The sequence below is a fragment of the Dictyobacter kobayashii genome, assembly GCF_003967555.1.
GTDB lineage: Bacteria > Chloroflexota > Ktedonobacteria > Ktedonobacterales > Ktedonobacteraceae > Dictyobacter > Dictyobacter kobayashii.
Map to the genome: position 1 here is coordinate 5,666,811 of NZ_BIFS01000001.1, position 16,631 is coordinate 5,683,441.

The following is a 16,631-nucleotide window of genomic DNA, read 5'->3' on the forward strand; positions in this document are numbered from 1 at the left end:
TGGGACTTGCTTCCGCTTGTCGCCCCACCGGTGGGGCGACAAGCGGAAGCAAGTCCCAAACTTATAATATTATTTTTTCGTACATACATGTAGTTGTTATTGTTGCTTTCGGTTTATTGATGAGCTTTAAGCTCTCTTATCTTGATATTGGCTGCTTGTTTAATTCTACACATTTTAGGGATGAAAATAGAGCTAATATACACTTTACACGCGCTTTTATCTTGTTATAATGTGGTCTACATAAACAATAGGCAATATTGTTCTTCATTTATTGTATAAGGGGCAGATTTAGTTGACAATGGCAATTAAATAGTTGATACTGGCAAGTATATAGTTGCTTTTGTCAAATAATGAGGTGAAGTATGCTACCAGAGGCTATTGACGAGAGGGTTAAAGTAGTTCGGCATTTTAATCGCTCATTTACACGGCAGATCGGCGTCTTGCGTGAAGGCCTGCTGCACAGTCCCTATACGTTGACTGAGGCGCGTATCATGTTTGAGATTGCGCACCGTGAGCAGACGACGGCTTCGCATCTGGGTCGCGAGTTGGGGTTGGACCCTGGTTATCTCAGCCGTCTCCTGACGAGGTTAGAGCAGCAGGCGTTGATCGAAAAGAGGCGCTCGGATAATGATGGGCGGCAATTTTTGCTGGAACTGACAGACGAAGGCAAGCAGGCCGCGCAGCTACTCGATCAACGTTCGCGTGACGAGGTGGCGGAAATGCTCAATACCTTGAGTGAGCAAGAGCAGCAGCGACTCTTAAAGGCCATGCAGGAGATCGAAGGTATCCTCACCAGGAGCTTCAAGTTTTCTGAGCCCTTTTTCCTGCGCTCGCATCAGCCTGGTGATATAGGCTGGGTCGCGCACCGGCATGGCGTACTTTACGCCAGGGAGTTCGGGTGGGATGAACGCTTTGAGGCCCTGGTTGCCCAGATCGTGGCAGACTTCGTCAACAACTATGATCCGTTGCGCGACCACTGCTGGATCGCCGAAATGAAGGGCGAGATCGTCGGCTCCGTCTTTGTAGTACGGGCCAGTGAGAGCGTAGCCAGGCTGCGGTTATTGCTGGTCGAACCCAAAGCCCGTGGACTGGGACTGGGTACCTATCTGGTTGAGGAGTGCATCCGCTTCGCGCGCCAGCACGGCTACCAAAAGTTACAGCTCTGGACCAATAGTGTACTGGTGGAAGCGCGCCATATCTACCAGAAGACCGGTTTCAAAATGATCGAGCAAGAGAGCCATCACAGCTTTGGCCACGACCTGATCGGAGAAACCTGGGAGCTGATCCTATAGTCTTGGGTTGTGAGCCTGGTATGGTACACTGGTAGAGTTAAATGCAATGCGTGTAAGCAGAGGAGGGAGTCCATGGAGGCGACACAGGTCTGTCCTGAATGCAAGGCGACGGTAACTGATGAGCAGACATGCCAGGAACACTTTCACCAGATGCTGTTCTGGGAATTTGAGCATCCCAGCTATGGTGCCGAGGTACATCACTTGATGGTGTTGTGCTACCACCTGCAACATCCGAAGCTCTATTCCCCGGCCGGATTACAGTATGCCATCCAGTTGCTCCAGAAATTTGTGGAGCAGGATGTAACGCCGCAGGGTGTACGGCAAGAAAATCGCGAGGTCGTTAACTCAAACAAGCGCACATGGAAAATTACCGCAACGCCCACCTCATATGGTGTTTATGCGCATCCTGTTCAATGGAGGATGACGGCAGCCGATGTCGTAGCAGGCGGTGAGGACAACTATTGCGAGAGTGTGCGCACCTGGGCGCGCTTGATGAACGAGGACCTCAAGGCATCCGGCAACCAGCCATAGGAGCCGGTAGAGGGCACGCTCAGTGAACTGGCCGCCAGCCTTGCCCTCGATTGAGCCTATCGCGTCAGTTCATTTTTATTTTTTAGGGGTAGTAGCGGGATCGGCATCAGGCTGGAAGATGGTTTCGATGGGTTCCTGAAACAATTTAGAGATCTTAAAGGCCAGGGTCAGGCTGGGATCGTACTTGCCGGTTTCGATCGCGTTGATGGTCTGGCGCGATACGTCCAGGCGCTCAGCAAGCTCGGCCTGCGACAGATTATGAATGGCCCTGAGCACTTTGAGCTTGTTGATCATGAATATCTCCTGGAGGTGAAACCTGAACTGATGCCCCAGAGCATAATCATAAAAGGGAAGACAAAGATCCAGTTGATATGCGGTAAGCCGACCAGTTCCAGGAAACCATAGCTAAAGGTCAGGATGCCTGCGCTGGCAAAGGCGATGGCCAGCGCCTCGAACTGGATGCGGCGCTGTAGCTCATCCATGCGGCGAATAAAACGGATATAGGCGATCATCCCGAATATGGCCGGGATAACCGGGGTCAGTGCTAGCGGATAGCGCCACCAGGCTGAGGCCGGGCTGGCGTTGATTACAGTGATAGCGACTAGCAAGACGATAACATAAGCGATCATAGCTGCTGAAAATTCTTTCAGATAAGTTTTGTGTGCTGCTGTCTTCATAACTTTTCCCTCATCCTTGTTGAACAGAACCGGAATACAATGTAGTGTTCGCGATGCCAAGACTGGTTGACTTTTTGTAAAGTTTACTTGACATTATTGTAGCTTGATAGAGCTGGTTTTGTCAAGGGTGCTTGACATTTTTGTGGTTGTGGTTGTGCCAGGGAGGATGGAAGGGGAGAAGCGCAGATGAATGAATATAGTTAATTTGATATATAAGTTGTTATTGTTGATTTTTCGAGCGGGGAAAGAAGAAGCGGGGGCAAGCCCCGCACGTACAGATCGTTGTTATTGTTGATTTTTCGAGCGGGGAAAGAAGAAGCGGGGCAAGCCCCGCACGTACAGGTTGTTGTTATTGCTGATTTTTCGAGCAGAGGCAGTAAATCCGTTATGGTGCGGGCTCTAAGATGACCTGGAGGCCATTTTTGATGCGCAGTGTAATTACGGCATCGGTTTGCATTTTGAAGCCCGGGACAATGCGGAATTTGAAGCGCTGCAGGATGGTGGCCAGGAGCATGCGCATCTCTAGCTGTGCAAAGGGCATACCGATGCATATGCGTGGGCCAGCTCCGAAAGGAATGTATGACCAGGGAACGATATTCTTCGCGTTTTCTGGTCGCCAACGCTCAGGCTGAAACTCATCGGCGGCTTCCCAGAGGTCAGGGCGGCGATGGAGCACCCACTTACTGATCAACACATTGGTTTTGGCTGGAAAGGTATAGTTATCGAGCGTGAACTCTGCGCGTGCCCGACGGCCGATCAGGTAAGCGGGTGGATAAAGACGCAGGGTTTCATTGATTGCCCATTCAGTATAGGGGATCTTAGCTAAATCGGCCAGTGTCGGAGGCTGCCCATGCAGCTGCGATTGTAATTCAAGGTACAGCTTTTCATATTCGCTATCGTTCTGGGCCAGCAAATAAATTGCCCAGGATAGTGTATTCGTTGCGGTCTCATGGCCGGCAGCCACAAAGGTCATAATATGATCGCGTATTTGTGTATCCGACAAAGCTTGATCATCTTCAGTGGTGGCCAGCAGCATCGAGAGGAAGTCACCCTCATCTTTGCCTTCTATACGGCGTTGCGCAATCAGTCGATAGATCACTTCATCTATAATGCGTTTACCGCGCTGGCGTTTGCCATAATCGGTGAAAGGCAGATTTATGCGCAGTTTCAAGATCATTTCAAGCAGTTTCGGCTGATTCTCTCGGATGTCTGCAAAGGCCTGGCCAAGGTTACTGTTGCGCAAGCCAAGATCGATATTGAACAGACATTTGGCTACAGTTCTCATCGTCAGCTGTTGCAGTTCTTGATCGAGGGCAATCTGCTCACCAGCTTTCCAGGTATCAAGCAGCTCCAGCGTATACTGCCGCATCGTATCGGCATAGCTTTCGACGCGCTTGCGATGAAAGGCTGGTTGCACCAGGCGGCGTTGCTGGCGATGCGTATCCCCATCCAGGTTGAAGAGACCATGGCCGGTAAATTCCTGCAAATTCTGGGCGAATTCGGCGCTGGTAAAATTGCGGGGATTTTCTGTCAGCACATAATGAATATGTTCAGGCTCAAACAGGACCACTGAAGGCGTATCGGACATATAAATAGTAGCCAGTGGCCCATAGGTTTGATGGAGCGTTTGCAGGAAGTCCAGTGGATCTCTGACAAAGCTGTGGTTGTTTCCTAATACGGGCAATGGTTTGGGTCCAGGAGGTAGGGTGACCTTTTGTTGGATCGCATCCATATGCAGTTCCTTTTTTTACAATAGATAATATACATCAAAAAAGGAACTGCGGTGGAGTTCCCTCAAATAGCTCTCTATAGAGAATAGCTGATTTATTTGTTATTTTCAATATCATGCATGAGTTTAAAAAGATTTTCTTATATTGTGTTTGTCCCACTACTTGTTGAGCCAGAGCATAGATGATGCTTCGATTGGTTGTTTTGATATTATTATGGTGTATCAAAGAGGTGTTTTTCGTGATAGAATGCGGAAAAACGTATGAATTCAAGAAGAGGTGCATGGGATTATGTATCAGCCCAAGGTAGGTGATGTACTCGATACCCTGGATACGCCGGCGATGATTGTGGATCTGGCGTTAATGGATGAGAATATTGCGAGTTTGATGAAGCGCTTCCAGGCCCGGAACATCCAGGTCAGGCCGCATCTCAAGACAGTTAAGAGCTCTGAGTTGGCTTTGCGTTTGCTGGCGGCCGGAGCGATTGGTGGCTGTGTCGCCAAGGTCAGCGAGGCGGAAGTGATGGTCGAGGGGGGCGTCGAGGATCTGTTGATCACGACCGAGATTGTGGGTAAGCCCAAACTGGCGCGGCTGGTGGCGCTGCTGCAGAATCATCCTTTGATCAAGGTGGTCGTGGATAGCGTGGCCGGGGCACAGGCGCTCAACCAGGCTATGGGAGAGGCTGCTTTGCAGGCCAATGTGTTGCTGGACCTGAATGTGGGCAGAATCGCTGTGGTGTGACTCCGGGAGATGAGGCGCTTGAACTGGCCCGGCAGATCGGCGACATGGAGCAGCTACAACTGATCGGCGTGCAGGGCTACGAAGGGCATTTGCAGCACATTCATGATCTCGAAGAGCGCAAGCAACGCTGCCAGCAAGCAATGCAGATCCTCACCCAGACCGCCGAGCAACTGCGGGTAGCCGGCTTCCCGATCCAGATCGTCACCACCGGCGGCACCGGGACGGCCGAATTCTGCGCCGACTATGAGGGCATCACCGAGGTACAGCCCGGCTCATTCGTTTTTATGGACACCGATTACCGCAATGCCCTGGGGCCGGTCTATTCCAATGCCCTGACCATTCTCTCAACCGTCATCAGCCGTCCAACGCCCGACCGGGTCATTATCGACGCCGGCCTCAAATCGCTCTCCATCGATAGCGGGATGGCCGAACCCAAAGGGCAGCCCGAGCTTGCCTATCAGCCAAAGGGAGATGAACACGGAGCCTTGAGTTGGAAGCAAGAGGGCGTGTCCGCCGAGCTACCGCTACAGATCGGGGAGCGCATCGAGTTGATTCCAAGCCATATCGATACCACCATCAACCTGCACGATACCTACTATGCTTATCGCGACGGCGTGATTGAAGCCATCTGGCCCGTCGAGGCCAGAGGCAAAGTACAATAGACCAGGTGAAGCCTGTGGGCGCACCGATCAATATGCCTTTGTCGCATCCAGATTGGCGCGCCACAGCTCCTCAAGCGTGCGCAGATCATCCATAAAAGCGGCCGAGCTCTGATCCGGTTTTTGTTCGACCTCTTCAAGAATCTTGAACGTAAAAGCCTGAGCGCCCAGTTCATTCCAATCCTTTTGTAGCCGTGGATGGACCGTTGAGCCGGTCGCCACCGCGAACTGGAAGTGGTTCTGCGCGCTACGCAGATTAGCGGTATGGGCGATCAAGTATTGGCCGGTCTGTTTGTTTGTAATAGTATAGACGCCGCCGACGATCTTACGCTCTTTATAGGCCTGCTGAATCTCTTTTCTACGTTTCATAAGTTTGCTAGCTCCTCTATTCTATAGCGGGCAAGCGACGCTGCTCGCCCAACCGCTCGACCTGTGAGCGTAACACACGCTTATTCTGCTGGGGATTCGCCACCGAAGGATCGGGAAACGAGCTCAATATCCCATTGTCAATCGCGCGCACGATACGCATCCGATTGGCCTGCGTATTGGCGCCAAAGGCCAGCGCCGCAGCATTGCTAATCGTAATCAGGTCATCGACCGAGATCCACCAGCGCACACGCGAGAACAGGATACCCATGTCCGACCTCCAAAAGTCTTCCGGGAACGGCGCCCTGCTTTGTAGCGCATTGCCCAGCAGTAATTCCTGCAGGCACGTCAAAGCCAGCTCGGCCTGCTGCACACGCTCAGGGGTGCGCTGGAACTCGCCATTGGCGATGCCAATCAACAGCCGCAGATCGCGCTGCAAAGGGCTCAGCCCGTTCCCTTGCTGCAAAGGGATTGAGGTATCCGCAACTCCCAGCGCGGCCCCTAAGCTTTGGTAGCGCCGCTGCAGCAGCCTGACGACCTCCTGCGCTAAATTATCATCAAAGAGAGCCATGCCTGGTTCTCCTTCCTCCTCTATCATCATTCGCCAGGCTAATAATATTGAATAGCACTGGCGCGCAACTATATTATAACTCAACTAACGTTAGTTAGCAATGAGGGATTATGGTTGTTTATCGAGTAGAGAAAGAAGCATGCCAGGGGTTGATTCTGGCTGTGGGATGGTTTATAATCGTACCGTACAGTACGATGCGATCGGAGATTACGATGGATAGTAAGGCGAGTAAGCGGTCGTTGCGGACGCGGGAGCAGTTGAGGGGGGCGGCTCATCGGCTTTTTTTGCAGTATGGCTTTATGGGACGAGCACGGATGCGATTATGGCTGAGGCGGGAGTGGCTTCCAAGGAGACGTTGTATCGCCATTATGCGAGCAAGGAGGCGCTGTTCGTGGATGTATTGGAGCATTTGACGCTGGAACAGGCACATCCGGCCGCGGTGCTGGCGGAGCTCCCGGGGCCGCGGGATTTGCAGACGTTGCGGGTGGCTTTGACGATGGTGGCGCGAGAGATTTTGTCGGTAATGATGCAGCCTGAATACCTGGCATTGCTGCGCATTATTATGGCCGAAACGCCACGCTTTCCGCAGATTGGCCAATTGTTTAAAGCGGCTGTGCCGGAGCGTGGGCTGACGATTCTGGCCACCCTATTGCAGCAGGCCAGGGAACATAAGATAGTGGCTGAGATTGATCTGGATGCCGTTAGCCATGCCTTGCTGGGTGGCTTGTTGACATATGCCCTACTCGATGTCTTTTTTGCTGGCGAGGATGCATCGCCTGTAGCACTTGAGCGTGCCGATGCCATTGTAGAGGTTATGATGCGAGCTCTGGCACCGGCGGCGATCTAGTCTGGCTACTTTATGCATTCAGGAGGGAAAACACGATGTCCTCTCAGACTTTCTCAAGTAGTGATGTTTTGATTGTTGGCGCTGGACCCAGTGGACTTACATTGGCGCATGAGTTGTTGCGCCGGGGGATACGGCCACGGATTATCGATAAGATTGCCGAGCCCTCGCAGAATACGAAAGCGCTGGGGGTGATGGCGCGTACATTGGAGCTCTTGACCCCGTCTGGCATAGCCGGGGAACTGGTTGAGCGCGGCGTGCGGGTACCAGCCTTTAGCATCTATAGCGAAGGTCGCCAGCTGGCATCCTTTGATTTTTCTCGGCGGATCGATAGCGCCTATCCTTATGTGCTGATGGCCCCTCAGGTTATGACCGAGGCTATCCTGACCGAGCATGTGTTTGGATTGGGTGGAGAGATTGAGCGTGGCATTGAACTGGTCGGATTGGAGCAGCGGGCTGATGGGGTTGAGGCTGTGTTGCGGCACGCCGATGGAGGAGAGGAACACGTTCGCACGCGCTGGCTGGCGGGCTGTGATGGTGCCCATAGTGTGGTGCGCCACCTGGTGGGGGCCACATTTGTGGGCAAGACATTTGAACAGAGTTTTGCCACCGGCAATGTGCGTATGCACTGGGACATTCCGTCCGACCAGGCCTTTGCGCGCTTAAACCATGGCAGCTTTATCGCCTACTTCCCCATGCCCGATGGGCAGCACCGCTTCATTATCGCCTACAAGCCGGGCGAGGAGCCGCAGGGCGAGATCACCATGGATGAGATCCAGAGGGCCATCGATGCCTGTGGTCCTGAAGGCGCGCGCGCGTCGGACCCGACCTGGCTGGCCCGCTACCAGATCAACCAGCGCAAAGTGGATCGCTATGTGTGGCAGCATGTGGTGCTGGTCGGTGATGCCGCGCATATTCACTCCCCGATTGGTGGGCAGGGCATGAATACCGGGATACAAGATGCGTTTAACCTGGCCTGGAAGCTGGCCTTGATCGTGCAGGGACATGCCCCTGCACGCTTGCTAGAGAGCTATGCCAGCGAAAGATCAGAGGTCGGCCGCCAACTCTTGCAGGGAACCGGGCGTCTGACCCGGCTGGCCTTGATGCATAATCCCCTGGCTACGGCGACACGCGATACGATCATGCCCCGTGTCACGAGGCTGAGGATGACGCAAGAAGTGTTTACCAGCACCGCCTCGGAGCTGGCTGTTTCGTATAGACATGGGCCACTGGCCAGTGAATATCGTGACGAGAAGATCAAGCCGAGCTATAGTCAGCTTAAAGTAGGGGATCGCGCCCCCGATGGTCTGCTGCGCGTGGGTAGCGAGGGCGCGCCCGCACGGCTCTATGAGTTGTTGACGGGTACGAAGCATGCGCTGCTGATCTTCGCGCGGCGAGATAGCGAGGCTCAGCGCGACTTGCAGAGTACGCTGAGCGGCTGGCAGGAGGTGCTGGATGTCTATCCGATCCTGCGCAGCCAGCCAGATGGCGATGGTGGGCAGGCCTATTACGATCCAGATGGTAGCCTTGCCCGGCGCTATGGGATTGCCGAAGAAGGGTTGGTATTGGTGCGTCCGGATGGCTATCTCAGCCTGCGCAGCCAGCCGATCGCGGTCGAGCCATTGCAGCGCTATCTGTGCGCACATTTCTTGCCAACGGCGTATGTTGTGCGATAGATGCTATGCGACAAGAAAAGCGAAAACCCTCCGTAGGTGCGACCCTCCGTAGGTGCGACCCTCCGTAGGTGCGACCCTCCGTAGGCGCGACCCTCCGTAGGTGCGACCCTCTGCGGTCGCTTGCCCCACCGTTAGTGGGGCCCGGTATCTTCACCATGTGGTTGCTTTTCTTTGATACCTCGGTTTACGCGGTGCCCAAAGGCGGACGATGCTTTTGGGCACCGCGTGGAGGAATGGAGAATGCCATGAGGTACCGTTGCGTTGGGATACGGGGCCGCCGCTCTGCGGAGGGTGGCAAGCGACCGCAGAGGGTCGCACCTACGCGTGGGCCGGGATTTATTTGATGCGTTGGAGGGCGACGAATGGGATCTGGCGGCTGGTTTGTTGTTGGTGCTCCTGGACGAAGGGCCACTTTTTTAAGAGCTCTTCGCGTTCCGAGTCGTCGGTGTCGCTGGCGATTGCGGCAAAGGTTTCGCCACCGACCTCGACTGTGACTTCGGGGTTGGCCTTTAAGTTGAGATACCAGGCGGGATGTTTGGGTGAGCCCATGAAGGAAGCAACTACTATCAGGCGGTCTCCATCGGCCTGGTAGGCCAGCGGAGTGATGCGCGGCTCGCCGCTCTTCTTGCCTGTGGTTGTGAGGAGGAGCAAGGATGCGTGCTCGTATTGTCCTCCAACTTTACCGTCATTGGCGCGAAACTCGGCTACGATCTGCTTATTCCAATCTTTGACTTTGTCGCTTGTCCACTCGCTCATGGTAAGGTTTGTCCTTTCTACTATGGGCACGTGTGCCCGGTCTATGGTTGTGAGAATGCAATATAGCTTCTTTTGTTCTATCACAGTATAGAGTATATGCGCAAAGGCGGACAAATCTCACCCTTATTTTGATAAATTCCAGGTTTTTGGCGAAGAAGTTAATCAGGGTGGTTAATGCCCGCTTCAGGGTTTACAATGGTGGATAAACAGGTAAGAAAGGGATTTTCTCATGAGCGATCAAAATTTGTCGTTGAGTAGCTATTATCGCGGCTGGGATGTGTATCAGCAACATCTGGTGAAGATGATAGGGTCGCTGTCGATGGAGCAGTTGGGATTGCGGGCCGCGCCACATATGTGGTCGGTGGGTATGGTGGCTACGCATATCGTGGCGACGCGTGTTGGCTGGTTTCACTATTGGATGGGTGAGGGTGGTCCAGAGATTGCTGCTTTAGGTGCCTGGGATGATAGTATGGAGCCACTACGCCCGGCTTCTGAGCTGGTCGCGGGTCTGGAAAGTAGCTGGCAGGTGATTTGGTCGGCGCTGGAGCGTTGGAAGACGGAGGATCTGGCTCAGACCTTTGCTGATCCACATCGTCGGCCTGATCGGCCTGCCCTTTCGCGGCAGTGGATTATCTGGCATGTTTTGGAGCATGATATGCATCATGGTGGGGAGATTTCTCTCGCCCTTGGTATGCATGGCGTGCCTGCCATCGATCTTTAAAAGAGGGCGGATGACTCCCATAACTATGGGAGTCATGTTGTTTTTTGTGGGCGTGCGCTGGCGCGCCCGAAACTTTTATATTAATTGCAGAAAATGCGCTTTGCGCATTTTCTGCAATTAATATGGGTAGGAAAGTCAGAGATGGGTAGGAAAGTCAGAGATGGGTAGGAAAGTCAGAGATGGGTAGGAAAGGCAGAGATGGGTAGGAAAGGCAGAGATGGGTAGGAAAGGCAGAGATGGGTATGGAGGGGTGTGCAGCACGAAAAAGCCCTGCTTTTTACGCAGGGCTTTTTCGTGCGTTTGTTTTATTTTTTTGTGTGGTGGAGGGGTTGGGAGGAGGTTAGGGGGTGGAGGGATTGGGGGGTGGTGTGTAGGAATGTTTGGATGTGGGCGGTGGTTTGGGCTGGTAGTTCGAGTTCGAAGTTGGTGCGGGCGCGTTTGATGATGGTGAGGGGGATGTTGGGGTTGAGGGCTGCGAGGCGCTGGCCCGTCTGGCGGCCGGTGGTTCTTTCCTGACTGCCCCAGAGTATGATGGCGGGGACGGGGAGGTTGCGGATGTAGGGGGTGATGTCGTAGCGTAGGGCGTCGGAGAGGAAGGGTAGGACGGAGTAGGCGGCATTAGGTCGACGGGATGAATAGAGAAAGCCAGCGACGATCTGACGGCTGACGGCTTTGGAGTCGTAGAAGCCTTCGGATTCTAGCCAGGAGCGCAGGATGAAGCGGCGGTGGAAGAGGGTGCGATAGAAGAGCAGGTTGAGTGGTTCTGTGCGCGCGAGGAGGGAGAGGATGTGGCCTGGTACGAATTTGACATCGTCTTTGCCACCGGTGGGTGTCATGAGGATCAGGGAGGCGACGCGTTCGGGGGTGGCGTGGGCGCAGGCAGCGGCAAAGCCGGCGGCGAGCGATTGGGCGACGATATGGGTGGGCTGATCGATGTGTTGCAGCAGCGCGTTGAGTTGCGCGACATAATCGGGGAAGAGCAGGTAGCGGCGTGGATGCTCTGAGAGGCCCCAGCCGACCCAGTCGGGGACGATCACGCGGTACTGGCCAGTGAAGGCCGGCGCTACTTTGCTCCATGTCCAGGAGGAGGCCCCGGCACCAATGCCGTGCAGGAAGATAAGGGGTTGGCCTGTGCCTGCCTCGTAGTAATTTAGCTTGCCTACGGGCGTCTTGAGGGAGCGCCTGCTGAAGCCATGAATGGTGTAATCAACGGTTGGATCGTCTAGCTTCCCTTCTCGCAGAGCCGAGAAGAGGCCTGTGAGGGCGGCCAGGCCAGCTAGCATTATCCAGGTCCGTTTTTTATGAAAGTTAATAATTGTCATAGTTATTTATCCTCAAACAACAAGATTATAATGAACTTGTGGTTATAGCTTGATAACTACAAGACAAAAAAGAACTAGAGCGGATCGAGCCGTTCTTGCCGCTGCGCCATACCATATAAGGATAGCTGGACGATCAGGCGGGCCTGCTCAGTCTTACTGCGGCGAGGCTCCGCGGCCATATCCTGAAATGATTGGGCTGTAAACAGATCAATAATGTTCAGGAAGAGCAGGGCGGCCATCTGTGGACTGACGCTGTCCTGTCCTGGTAAACGCATCAGTCCCTGGCGCATTCCCTCCTCAAAGAGAGCGGCAATAGGCTGGACCAGGCCATCGACAAAGGCGTGTTCGAGTATATGTTGTCTATCTTGCGAGAGCTCGGTGCTCATATCGTGCGTCATCATACCTATATCGTGTCGTGTGTTATTGAGCAGGTAGAGGGCCGTAAGGCGCAAGCGCTCAGGGATGGGTGCTTCGCGCTGCACGATGCGCTCAAGGGCTGTTTTGACCTGCGCCACTTCGCCAAGCAGCATAGACACATAGAGGTCTTGCTTATCTCCGAAGTGTTTATAGAGCGCGGGCTGCGTGATGCCACAGGCCTCGGCAATTTGCCGCGTTGTCACCGCTCGATAGCCGTGGGCCGCGAACAAGTGCTGGGCCGCCTGCAGGATCTGTCGACGTGTCTCGCCGGCCTCCCGTGGCTCGCCTTTTTTGCGTGCATCCTGTGACATGGCCGCTCCTGTCTAATAAGGTTATCAGCTAATAACTCACTATAAAATAATCAGAGGGAAGATGTCAAGGAGTGAAAGATGATGATGGGGCCATAGGCGGTCTGCAATGCCCGCTTATGGCCCCTTATCAACTAGAAGGATACGGGAGGGTTTCCAGGCCGCGCAGGATGAAGCCGCCGCGCCAGCGAATTTGTGCGGGGTTGGTGTTCAGGCGCAGGTTGGGCATGCGTTGGACGAGGGTGTTGATAGCAATCTGCCCTTCAAGGCGGCTCAATGGAGCACCCAGGCAATAATGCGCACCCAGGCCGAATGCCAGGTGTCGGTTGTTCTCGCGCGTGATGTCCAGCACATCAGGATGCTCAAAGTAGTTTGGATCACGGTTAGCCGAGCCGATCACGGCCAGTACCAGTTCACCACGCGGGATGGTCGTGCCAGCAACCGTGATATCTTCACGTGCATAGCGCTCGGTGGCCATTTCAACCGGGCAGACAAAGCGCAGCAACTCTTCAATCGCAGGCTTGATGGTTTCCGGCTGATTACGCAGCTTTTCCAACTGGTCGGGATGTTCTAACAGCGTTAATGAGCCACTGCCAATCAGGTTGACGGTAGTTTCGTGGCCTGCGACCAGCAGCAGAAAGATCATCGCCAGCACCTCATCTTCGCTCAGCTGATCGCTACCATCTTTAGCCTGGACCAGGGCCGTGATCAGGTCATCCTGGGGATGTGCGCGCCTCTCACGGGTGAGTTTCTTCAAGTAGCCCATAAAGCGCATGATGGTGGGAATGAGGGCCAGTAAGTTCGTGTTGTTGCCAGTGGCAAGAAATGCCTTTGTCCAACGATGAAACTTAGGATTATCTTCAGCCGGGACCCCTAAGATGCGTCCAATCATAGTAAGCGGCAGCGGCAGCGCGAAATCAGCAATCAGGTCCATGCCACCCTGTGGCTCGGCCGCATCCAACAGCTGATTGGTTAAAGTCTGGACCTGGTCGCGCATCTGCTCGATCAGGCGTGGCGTAAAGGCCTTGTGGACGAGTGCCCGCAGGCGGGTGTGGTCAGGGCTGTCCAGGTCAAGCATATTTTGCTCAAGCGACTTGAACATCGGAGGAATCCAGGGCATCTTCTTTAGCTGCTCCGGCGTCATGGCATTGCGGCGATTTTTGGCGAAGCGCGGATCTTTCAAGGTATCGCGCACATCGTCATAGCGTGTAATCAGCCAGGCCCGGCGCTTGATGGGTTTGGGCATGGTCACCGGGAAAACAGGCGCCTCGGCCCGTAGTTGAGCATAAAATGGAAACGGATTGGCTTTGAATTGTGCGCTGGTCACATCAACCTGTGTAATCGTCATGATTTTGTACCCCCTGGTGTTTTCTCACCACACCTATTTGACCTTACAGATATAGTAGAAGCAAGGCACATGGCTACAAAGAGCATACTTTCATGATCCGCTCGGTGGATACTACAATAGCCCATCCATAATCAGGTCAGTTAGAAAAGCTGGCAGTTCATCCCATTGCGCCTCCAGGGGCTGGTCACCCATGAGGCGCTCCACAATCAGGCCAAGCACCATCCCAGAGATGGCCCGCATGGTCAGGCTGATATTGATCGGTTTGACGATATGTTGTGCCGCCCACTGCTGGAAGTATTCTTCGGCCACAGCAAAAGTCGGTGCAAGGATCTGCTGGTTGAAAAGCTCGCGCAGTTCTTTATTGACCATACACTCCGCAATAACGACCCTGAGCACCTCAAAGTTATCATTCTGCAGGAACGTCAAACGGTGGCGCAGGTAGGTGCGCATAAAAGCGCGAAAGTCCCCGGTCGTAAACTGCGAAAGATCTTCGGCCCGTCGGTCTGTCTCATTCAAGCGATCGAAAATGCCGAGCATCAAGGCTGTCTTGTTCTCGAAGTAGTTGTAGATAGTGCCGTCCGCGATGCCCGCCGTCCTGGCAATATCCTTGATCGTCGTTGGATGAAAGCCTTTGTCCGCGAACACCTTTGTCGCGGCATCCAGAATCTGGTTGCGGCGCGCAGCGATGAGTTGTGCCTGGATAGGATCGGGTGGTGTTGTCATTTTCTCTCCCTGATGAATGATTGCTCGTTCACTTGAATGAATCGTCATTCAGCATAAATGAATATGTATTCATTATGCTGAATTTAGCGCCCAATGTCAAGGCAACTGAAAAAGAGGACAGGCTTCAATATTCATTGAGGGAGAGTATAAGCGGCCCTGATGATGTAGAAAACAGGTTGTGATGTAAATGAGAGGCCAGCGCTGACAATGATAGTGTCAATGTGATGCGCATGCTATACGCTTTTAGCGGGTATGAAAAGTTGAGTCATCCTGCTTGCGAGCAGTCGGAAAGGTGAAAATGCTATGAATACATTAATAATTTACGATTCAATGTATGGCAATACTGAGAAGATTGCTTATGCCATGGCTGATGGCATTACAGGTGATGTGAAAGTACAGAGTGTAGTAGATGTGAACGCTGCTGAATTCAGCGTACCGGATCTCCTGATTGTAGGCTCGCCGGTCCATGGTGGTAGACCTACCGTTGCCATTGAGGAGTTTTTAAAGCAACTGCCTGCCGATGCACTCAAAGGTATAAGTGTTGCTGCGTTTGATACGCGCTTCTCAGCTGAAGATCACGGGATCGGAATACGCCTATTGATAAGTATTATCCACTATGCGGCCGGGCGGATCGCAAAAGTTTTAACGCGGAAAGGCGGCAGGCTGATCGCAGAACCCGAGGGCTTTATTGTTGAGGATAAAGAAGGACCCTTGCAGCATGGAGAGCTTGAGCGAGCGACCAGCTGGGCAAAAGAGTTGTGTGCGCAGAAAGAGTCTTTAATAGATAATCCATCGCTGGTATAAAAATCTGTTCTCGCGGGCTGGCATGGATATGTTTCCTTGGCGAAGTTTAAAAGGGAGCGGCTTATTGTCGATCCCTTATTATTTGTACAGTGCTATATCATCAAGCTCAAGTGAATAATCTTTGGTGGGCATGACTTTTCTCCATAGTATCTTAATGCATATGCTATTTTTGCTAAAGAAATTATAGCATGTTTTGCCTGAAGACAATATATACTTCTCTTAACACTATTTTAGGAGGATTACTTATGGTTCTTTCACTGGTTAATGCAGCTTTACTCATTATTGATGTGCAACAGGGATTTGATGATCCATACTGGGGCAGACGCAATAATCCGCAGGCAGAAGCTAATATTGTGCGCCTGCTACAAGCCTGGCGCGCTCAACAATGGCCGATCATCCATGTCCAACATCAGTCACGCCTTACTGCTTCACCCTTGCATCCTACAAATCCAGGCTATGCCTTGAAGGAGCAAGTACAGCCAGGGGAAACACTGATTACCAAACAAGTGAACAGTGCTTTTATCGGGACGCCGCTTGAAGAGTTGCTGCGAGAGCGACAGATCACGACACTTGTGATAGGAGGATTAACGACCAACCATTGTGTTGAAACTACCACTCGCATGGCGGGCAATCTGGGTGTGTGGAGATGGTTATCGCTGATTAGAAGAGCAAAAGCACCTGCAAGGTCAATACTTTTCATTGAGGAACCAGGCTGGCAATCAAATGCAACAATAGCAACGATCTGTACGTGCGGGGCTTGCCCCGCTTCCTCCCTCCCTGCTCGAAAAAGCGACAATAAACGCGATTTCCAGATGTATAGCATTATTATTGTTAATTTTTCATGCGAGAACGGATTAAGCGGGGGCAAGCCCCGCACGTACAGGTCGTTGTTATTTATGATTTTTCGAGCAGGTAGGGAGGAAGCGGGGGCAAGCCCCGCACGTACAGGTCGTTGCTTTAACGGCGGCGCTTTCTATTCTTTTTTGGAGCGCGATTTGCGGAAAGAATTTTAGGTTTATTTGGATAAATACTTATATTTGTTGATTTTTGTTGGTTTGAATGTATTTATGTTGACAATTGCGGGATTTAGATGTATAGTTCGTAGCGTAGTAGTTGGCCTGTACTACTGGTGGTGTTGGAGCTGTCCC

General features: G+C 52.9%; 18 protein-coding genes and 2 pseudogenes. 10 read left to right on the top strand and 10 right to left on the bottom strand.

Features of this window, described 5'->3' with window-relative positions; genetic code table 11:
• Positions 1–362: 362 nt before the first annotated feature.
• Both EL645_RS25190 and EL645_RS25195 read left to right on the top strand, forming a co-directional pair.
• Complete coding sequence (locus tag EL645_RS25190) at positions 363–1,292, top strand: bifunctional helix-turn-helix transcriptional regulator/GNAT family N-acetyltransferase (protein WP_126553333.1); 930 nt, start codon at positions 363–365, stop codon at positions 1,290–1,292.
• 72 nt (positions 1,293–1,364) lie between these two features.
• The gene (locus EL645_RS25195; protein WP_126553335.1) at positions 1,365–1,823 is read left to right on the top strand and encodes a DUF5946 family protein; all 459 of its coding nucleotides are present in this window, start codon (positions 1,365–1,367) and stop codon (positions 1,821–1,823) included.
• A 75-nt stretch (positions 1,824–1,898) separates the two neighbouring features.
• On the opposite strand, the gene EL645_RS25200 is transcribed toward EL645_RS25195, so the two are convergent.
• The 3 genes from EL645_RS25200 to EL645_RS25210 all read right to left on the bottom strand — a co-directional run bounded on the left by EL645_RS25200 (position 1,899) and on the right by EL645_RS25210 (position 4,232).
• Positions 1,899–2,117 (bottom strand): helix-turn-helix transcriptional regulator, encoded by a 219-nt coding sequence (locus tag EL645_RS25200; protein ID WP_126553337.1) that lies wholly within the window; start codon positions 2,115–2,117, stop codon positions 1,899–1,901.
• The gene (locus tag EL645_RS25205; RefSeq protein ID WP_126553339.1) at positions 2,114–2,500 is read right to left on the bottom strand and encodes a hypothetical protein; all 387 of its coding nucleotides are present in this window, start codon (positions 2,498–2,500) and stop codon (positions 2,114–2,116) included. The genes EL645_RS25200 and EL645_RS25205 overlap by 4 nt, the downstream gene beginning before the upstream one ends.
• A 385-nt stretch (positions 2,501–2,885) precedes the next feature.
• Positions 2,886–4,232 (bottom strand): cytochrome P450, encoded by a 1,347-nt coding sequence (locus tag EL645_RS25210; RefSeq protein WP_126553341.1) that lies wholly within the window; start codon positions 4,230–4,232, stop codon positions 2,886–2,888.
• Between the two features lie 382 nt (positions 4,233–4,614).
• On the opposite strand from EL645_RS25210, the pseudogene EL645_RS43075 reads away from it, so the two are divergent.
• Positions 4,615–5,201, top strand: a pseudogene (locus EL645_RS43075) (alanine racemase); the annotation flags it as partial.
• 51 nt (positions 5,202–5,252) lie between these two features.
• The gene (locus EL645_RS43080; protein WP_246035587.1) at positions 5,253–5,630 is read left to right on the top strand and encodes a type III PLP-dependent enzyme domain-containing protein; all 378 of its coding nucleotides are present in this window, start codon (positions 5,253–5,255) and stop codon (positions 5,628–5,630) included.
• Between the two features lie 27 nt (positions 5,631–5,657).
• Here the strand turns inward: EL645_RS43080 and EL645_RS25225 are convergent, their stop codons facing one another.
• Positions 5,658–5,996 carry a GIY-YIG nuclease family protein gene (locus EL645_RS25225; protein WP_126553347.1) on the bottom strand — a complete coding sequence of 113 codons (339 nt, stop codon included), beginning with the start codon at positions 5,994–5,996 and terminating at the stop codon, positions 5,658–5,660.
• 16 nt (positions 5,997–6,012) lie between these two features.
• Positions 6,013–6,564, bottom strand: coding sequence for a hypothetical protein (locus EL645_RS25230; protein ID WP_126553349.1), 552 nt, complete (start codon positions 6,562–6,564; stop codon positions 6,013–6,015).
• A 313-nt stretch (positions 6,565–6,877) separates the two neighbouring features.
• On the opposite strand from EL645_RS25230, the pseudogene EL645_RS44530 reads away from it, so the two are divergent.
• The 3 genes and pseudogenes from EL645_RS44530 to EL645_RS25240 all read left to right on the top strand — a co-directional run.
• Positions 6,878–6,949: pseudogene (locus EL645_RS44530) on the top strand (hypothetical protein); the annotation flags it as partial.
• Between the two features lie 54 nt (positions 6,950–7,003).
• Positions 7,004–7,411, top strand: a complete 408-nt coding sequence (locus EL645_RS25235; RefSeq protein WP_371865759.1) for a TetR/AcrR family transcriptional regulator C-terminal domain-containing protein — start codon at positions 7,004–7,006, stop codon at positions 7,409–7,411.
• Positions 7,412–7,446: 35 nt separating this feature from the next.
• Complete coding sequence (locus EL645_RS25240; RefSeq protein ID WP_126553353.1) at positions 7,447–9,084, top strand: FAD-dependent monooxygenase; 1,638 nt, start codon at positions 7,447–7,449, stop codon at positions 9,082–9,084.
• A gap of 336 nt (positions 9,085–9,420) precedes the next feature.
• Here EL645_RS25240 and EL645_RS25245 read toward each other — a convergent pair whose 3' ends face one another.
• A complete protein-coding gene (locus EL645_RS25245; protein WP_126553355.1) occupies positions 9,421–9,840 on the bottom strand; it encodes a nitroreductase family deazaflavin-dependent oxidoreductase in 420 nt (139 codons plus the stop codon).
• Positions 9,841–10,069: 229 nt separating this feature from the next.
• Between EL645_RS25245 and EL645_RS25250 the strand changes: the two genes are divergently transcribed.
• Complete coding sequence (locus tag EL645_RS25250) at positions 10,070–10,561, top strand: DinB family protein (protein WP_126553357.1); 492 nt, start codon at positions 10,070–10,072, stop codon at positions 10,559–10,561.
• A 305-nt stretch (positions 10,562–10,866) separates the two neighbouring features.
• Here the strand turns inward: EL645_RS25250 and EL645_RS25255 are convergent, their stop codons facing one another.
• The 4 genes from EL645_RS25255 to EL645_RS25270 form a co-directional block, all read right to left on the bottom strand.
• Positions 10,867–11,883, bottom strand: coding sequence for an alpha/beta fold hydrolase (locus EL645_RS25255; protein ID WP_126553359.1), 1,017 nt, complete (start codon positions 11,881–11,883; stop codon positions 10,867–10,869).
• A gap of 74 nt (positions 11,884–11,957) precedes the next feature.
• Positions 11,958–12,611, bottom strand: a complete 654-nt coding sequence (locus tag EL645_RS25260) for a TetR/AcrR family transcriptional regulator (RefSeq protein ID WP_126553361.1) — start codon at positions 12,609–12,611, stop codon at positions 11,958–11,960.
• Positions 12,612–12,738: 127 nt separating this feature from the next.
• The gene (locus tag EL645_RS25265; protein ID WP_126553363.1) at positions 12,739–13,956 is read right to left on the bottom strand and encodes a cytochrome P450 family protein; all 1,218 of its coding nucleotides are present in this window, start codon (positions 13,954–13,956) and stop codon (positions 12,739–12,741) included.
• Between the two features lie 111 nt (positions 13,957–14,067).
• Positions 14,068–14,679 (bottom strand): TetR/AcrR family transcriptional regulator, encoded by a 612-nt coding sequence (locus EL645_RS25270; protein ID WP_161977678.1) that lies wholly within the window; start codon positions 14,677–14,679, stop codon positions 14,068–14,070.
• 303 nt (positions 14,680–14,982) lie between these two features.
• On the opposite strand from EL645_RS25270, the gene EL645_RS25275 reads away from it, so the two are divergent.
• Complete coding sequence (locus EL645_RS25275) at positions 14,983–15,483, top strand: flavodoxin family protein (protein ID WP_126553367.1); 501 nt, start codon at positions 14,983–14,985, stop codon at positions 15,481–15,483.
• A 245-nt stretch (positions 15,484–15,728) separates the two neighbouring features.
• Positions 15,729–16,496, top strand: coding sequence for a cysteine hydrolase family protein (locus EL645_RS43085; RefSeq protein ID WP_246035471.1), 768 nt, complete (start codon positions 15,729–15,731; stop codon positions 16,494–16,496).
• Positions 16,497–16,631: the final 135 nt, after the last annotated feature.